Here is a 221-nt window from a genome sequence, read left to right on the forward strand (position 1 = left end):
TATTGACGATCAATCACTTTGGCCGGTACCACACAAGCATTAACCGATAACTTGTCTCTCAACGAATTACTCAAATTGGTCATTTCCTCAAAATCTGTCACGCCATGCTCAAAAATCCACTTAATCACTTGAGTTGAGCAAATGACCAAAATGAGTAAGTCTTTGCGAGACAAGTTATCGCTTAATTCTTGTGAGGTACCGCCCAAACTGATTCATCTTCA

The 221-nt window shown here is 39.8% G+C and carries 1 pseudogene; it reads right to left on the reverse strand.

Going from position 1 to position 221, the window contains the following annotated elements:
* Nucleotides 1-173: pseudogene (locus tag V6252_RS13255) on the reverse strand (hypothetical protein); the annotation flags it as partial.
* Nucleotides 174-221 lie beyond the last annotated feature (48 nt).

Origin of the sequence: Psychrobacter proteolyticus (genome assembly GCF_038155145.1) — a bacterium.
Classification (GTDB): Bacteria; Pseudomonadota; Gammaproteobacteria; order Pseudomonadales; family Moraxellaceae; genus Psychrobacter; species Psychrobacter proteolyticus_B.